We start from the raw sequence: 5,409 nt of genomic DNA, 5'->3' as shown, positions 1-5,409 counted from the left end.
AGGCGCCCTGGAGCGCGTCCACCTCGAGCGGCCCTTGCAGGAGCAGGGCGAGGGGAATGTTGTAGGTGGAGCTTCCGGGCTCGAGCTGGTCGATGAGCCACAGGCGCTGCTGCGCGAAGGACAACGGGAGGTCGCCCGTGCGCGGCACGGGAACGATGGCGGGCGCGCGGGCGCGCGGGGACGCTCCTCCATCCTCGCCAAGGCGGGTGGCGAGCGCGGCGATGGTGGGGGTCTCGAACAGCGTGCGGAGAGGCAGCTCCACGTCGAGAGTCCTGCGCACGCGTGAGACGACCTGCGTGGCGAGCAGGGAGTGGCCGCCGAGCGAGAAGAAGTTGGCGGTGACGCTGACCTTGTCGAGCTGAAGCACTTCGGCCCAGATGGCCGACAGCGTCTCTTCGATGGCACTGCGAGGCGCGACGAAGAGGCTGTCCTCCGTGCCCTGCTCGGGGACGGGTAGGGCCTGCCGGTCGACCTTGCCGTTGGGCGTCAGCGGCAGCGCGTCCAGGCGCATGAAGACCGTGGGCAGCATGTACTCGGGCAGCCGCTCGCGCAGTGCGGCGAGCAGCGTGTCCGTATCGAGCGGCGCGGAGACGAGATAGGCGACGAGGCGGTGCTGGCCAGGGACGTCCTCGCGCACGAGGACGATGCTGTCACGCACGCCCGGTTGCGCGCGGAGGGCGGCTTCAATCTCGCCCAGCTCGATGCGCAGACCGCGCAGCTTCACCTGGAAGTCGGTGCGGCCCAGGTACTCCAGTCGCCCTTCCGCGAGCCACCGGACCTTGTCACCGGTGCGGTACAGGCGCGCTCCAGGCGTGGCGGCGAAAGGGTCCGGGATGAAGCGCTCCGCGGTGAGCGCGGGCCTGCCGAGGTAGCCCAGGGCCACCTGCGCACCGCCCAGGTACAGCTCCCCTGGGACACCCGGCGGGACGGGCCGCAGGGTGTCGTCGAGCACATAGGCGCGTGTGTTGGCGACGGGACGACCGATGGGAATGGAGACGCCCGACGTGACGGCATCGACGACGGTGTAGGTCGAATCGATGGTGACTTCGGTGGGGCCGTAGAGATTGACGAGCCGCGCCTGAGGGAGCCGCTCGCGGGCGAGGGACGCGAGCGAGGCGGAGAGCGCCTCACCTCCGCAGAACAGCCACCTCAGGGACGTGGCGCGAGCCAGTGAGGGCTCATCGAGGACGAAGCGCAGCAGGGACGGGACGAGTTGGAGGACGGTGATGCCCTGCCGGACGACGCAGTCGAGCAGCAGCGCCGCATCGCGGTGGGCGTCAGTGGGCGCGAGCACGAGCGGCGCACCCGCGAGGAGCGGAGCCCAGCACTCCCAGACGGAGGCGTCGAAGGCGAGCGGCGTCTTGAGCAGCACCCTGTCCCGCGCGGTGAGCGGGAAGACCTGGAGGAACCAGGCCATGTGATTGGCGAGCGCGCGGTGGGGAATGAGCACGCCCTTGGGCTGTCCCGTGGAGCCCGAGGTGTAGATGACGTATGCGGGAGCGTCGGGCTCCGGCTTCGACAGGAGAGGCTCAGACGGTGTGCGCGCGAGCTCCTCCGCGTGCGAGGCGGAGTCGAGGCAGAGGATGTCGAGTCCGTCGGGCAGGAGCGAGACGAGCGCCTCCTGGGACAGCACGAGGCGAGCCCCGCTGTCGCGCAGCATGAACGCGAGGCGCTCACGCGGGTAGTCGGGAGACAGCGGGAGGTAGGCGGCACCCGCCTTGAGGATGGCGAGCAGGGCGATGGGGAGCTGGGGCGTGCGATGCGTGAGCAGCGCAACGAAGTCGCCAGGGCGCACCCCTCGCGAGCACAGCACCCGGGCGAGCTGGTCGGCGCGCTGGTTGAGCTGCGTGAAGGAGAGCGCTTCGTCATCGGAGAGGACGGCGAGGGCCTCGGGCGTGAGGCGGGCCTGCTGCTCGACGAGTCGATGGACGAAGGGTTCGGTGGCGACGTCCGTGCCCGTCTCGTTCCAATCGAGCAGGACCTGCCGCTGCTCCTGCTCGGTGAGCAGCGAGCAGGACGCGACGGGGATTTGGGGCCGCGAGACGAGTGCTTCGACGAGCGTGGTGTAGTGAAGGGCGAGTCGCTCGACGGTGGCGTGCTCGAACAGGTCTGAGTTGTAGCCGAGCGAGCCCGCGTAGCCCTCCGGCAGCTCCACGAGGTTGAGGTTGAGCTCGAACTTGGACGTGACGCCGTCGACGTCCACGGGGCTGATGGTCAGCGCCTGCTTCTGGATGGCGGAGGCGGGCGTGTTCTGGAGGGAGAAGAGGACCTGGAACAGCGGGCTGCGGCTCAAGTCACGGGCCGGCTGGAGCACCTCGACCAGTCGCTCGAAGGGCACGTCCTGATGAGCGTAGGCACCGAGCGCGGTCTCCTTCACCTGTCGCAACAGGTGCTGGAACGAAGCCTGTCCGTCGATGCGCGCCCGGAAGACCAGCGTGTTGACGAAGAATCCGATGAGGCCTTCGAGCTCCGCGCGCTGGCGACCCGCGATGGGCGAACCGACGGTGAGGTCGTCCTGGCCTGAGTAGCGCGAGAGGAGCAACTGCCACGCGGCGAGCAGCGCCATGAACGGCGTGGCGCCCTCCTGCTGGCACAGCGCCTTGAGCTTCTCGGCGGTGGAGGCGGGCAGGAACACGCCGACGTTGCCGCCGCGCGAGGTCATGACCGGAGGACGCGGCTTGTCGGTGGCCAGCTCCAGTGGCACGACGCCGGAGAGCTGGTTGCGCCAGAAGGTGAGCTGCCGTTCGAGCACCGCACCCTGGAACCAGTCGCGCTGCCAGACGGCGTAGTCGGCGTACTGGATGGCGAGGGGCGAAAGCGGTGACGGCCTACCGTGGGCGAAGGCGTCGTAGAGCGCGGCGACTTCCTGGACGAGCACGCCCATGGACCAACCGTCGGAGACGATGTGGTGCATGTTGAGCGCGAGCACGTGCTCGGTAGGCGACAGCTCCAGGAGCTGCGCGCGGATGAGCGGTCCCGTGGAGAGGTTGAAGGGACGAGCCAGCTCCTCGAGGAGCAGTCGCTTCACTTCCTCGCGAGCGGTGGAGGGCTCCAGGCTCCGCAGGTCCACGCGCACCAGGGGCAGCTCGCCGTGGGGGGCGATGCGCTGGTAGGGCTGGTCGTCCTGCTGGAAGAAGGTGGTGCGCAGCGCCTCGTGACGCCGCACCAGCTCGTCGAAGGAACGCTGGAGCGCCGCCGTGTCGAGTGGCCCTTCCAGGCGCACGAAGGACGGCATGTGGTACGCGGCCCCGCCGGGCTGGAACTGATCGATGAACCAGAGCCGGAGCTGCGCGAAGGACAGGGGCACCAGGCCTTCGCGCGACACGGGGACGATGGGCGGCGCGAGCGCCTGCGTCTCTCCCAGCCCCTCGTCTTCGATGCGGGCCGCGAGCGCGGCGACGGTGGGCGCCTCGAAGAGCGCGCGCAGCGGAAGCTCGACGGCGAAGGCGGACCGGATGCGCGAGATGACCTGGGTGGCGAGCAGCGAGTGACCACCGAGCGCGAAGAAGTTGTCCGTGACGCTCACGCGTGGCAGGTGCAGGACGCTGGAGAACACCTTGGCCAGCTTCTCTTCCTGGGGCGTCCTGGGCGCGATGAATGGGGCCTCGCGCTCCTGCGCACCCAGGTCGGGCGCGGGCAACATGCGCCGCGCGAGCTTGCCGCTGGGCGTCAGCGGGAGCGTCTCCAGCGAGACGAAGGCCGTGGGCACCATGTACTCGGGCAGGTGCTGGAGCAGGAGGGTCCGCAGGTTCTCCGCGCTCGGGGGCTCCGACGCGGACACGGGGACGAAGTAGCCGACGAGGCGCTTGAGGCCGGGGGCGTCCTCACGGACCGTCGCGGCGGCGTCGCGGATGCCGGGGATTGCGCGCAGCGCGGCCTCGACTTCACCCAGCTCGACGCGGAAGCCTCGCAGCTTCACCTGTCCATCGAGGCGACCGAGGAACTCGACGGTGCCGTCCGCCTTCCAGCGCGCCGAGTCACCCGTGCGGTAGACGCGAGCGCCGGGCGTGGTGCTGAAGGGATGGGGAACGAATTTCTCCGCCGTCAGCTCGGGCCTGCCCGCATAGCCGAGGGCCAGGTGCGCGCCGCCGATGAAGAGCTCGCCCGGCACGCCGATGGGCGTCGGCTGGCCCAACGCATCCAGCACGAAGAGCTGGGTGTGCGGCAGCGGCCCGCCGATCGACGGAAGGCGGGGCCAGGACGCGGGAGGGCCCTGGAGCCGGTGGGCGGAGACGACGTGCGTCTCGGAGGGGCCGTACTGATTCTCCAGGATGCAGCCCGGCAGCTTCTCGAACAGCGCGATGAGCGCGGGAGTGACCTGGAGCTGCTCACCGGCCGTCACGACTTCGCGCAGGGCGGTGGGCAGGGTGGCGCCGTGAGAGACGGCGTCCGCGATGGCCTGGAGCGCGACGAAGGGCAGGAAGAGCCGCTCGACTCGCTGCTGGTGCATGAAGTCGAGCAGCGCCGGGATGTCCTGGCGCAGTCCTCCGGTGGGAAGCACGAGGGTGCCGCCCGCCCACCAGGTGGAGAACAGCTCCTGGCAGGAGACGTCGAAGCTGAGCGACGCGAACTGGAGCGTCGTGGCCGACGGCTTCTCGGACTGGCGCAACTGCCACGTCAGCAAGTGGCTCAGCGCGCGGTGTGGCAGCGCGACGCCCTTGGGCCGTCCGGTGCTGCCGGAGGTGTAGATGATGTACGCCGGAGACTCGGTCGAGACGGAGACGTCTGGCGCGTGCTCGGGCAGTGCCGCCAGCGACTCGGCCTGCTCATCCAGCAGAACGAGTCGTGCTCGCGACGAAGGAAGCACCGCGCGCAGGGCGGAGTGCGAGAGGACGACAGGCGCCGCGGAGTCCTCGAGCATGAAGGCGAGGCGCTCCGCGGGGTAGTTCGGGTCGAGCGGGAGGTACGACGCACCGGCCTTGAGGGTGGCGAGGACGGCGACGGCCATGTCGAGGGACTTGTCGAGGCAGATGCCGACGGCGCCGCCAGGAGTCACACCACGAGAGGCGAGGTGGTGGGCGAGCTGATTGGCGCGTGCATCGAGGGCGGCGTAGGTGAGCGAGCGCGAGCCATCGGAGATGGCGATGGCGTCGGGCGTGCGGAGCGCCTGGGCCTCGAAGGGGCCGTGTATCGTCGTGACGGCGTGAGACTCGCGTGACGTGTCATTCCAGGAGACGAGGGACTGGTGACGCTCCTGCTCGTCGAGCAGGGGCAGGCGCCACAGCGACTGACGCGGGTTGTTCACCGCGGATTTCAGCAGGCGCACCAGATGCGCGCCCATGCGCTCCGCGGTGCTTCGGTCGAACAGGTCGGTGTTGAACTCGAGCAGGCCGCCGATGTCGTCGCCGAAGTCACCGCAGAGCAGGGACAGGTCGAACTTGGCCGTGCCGCTGTCCACCTGCATCGGCT

1 protein-coding gene is annotated in these 5,409 nt (G+C 69.8%); it reads right to left on the bottom strand.

The window, feature by feature from the left end:
* Positions 1–5,409: non-ribosomal peptide synthetase (locus HR086_RS44305; protein ID WP_174468650.1), on the bottom strand; the 5,409-nt coding region annotated here is incomplete at both ends.

The sequence above is a fragment of the Myxococcus sp. CA039A genome (genome assembly GCF_013336645.1).
In the GTDB taxonomy this organism is placed as follows: Bacteria; Myxococcota; Myxococcia; order Myxococcales; family Myxococcaceae; genus Myxococcus; species Myxococcus llanfairpwllgwyngyllgogerychwyrndrobwllllantysiliogogogochensis.
Note: the sequence above shows the minus strand (reverse complement) of the source record. Positions and strands in the feature narration are given on the sequence as shown.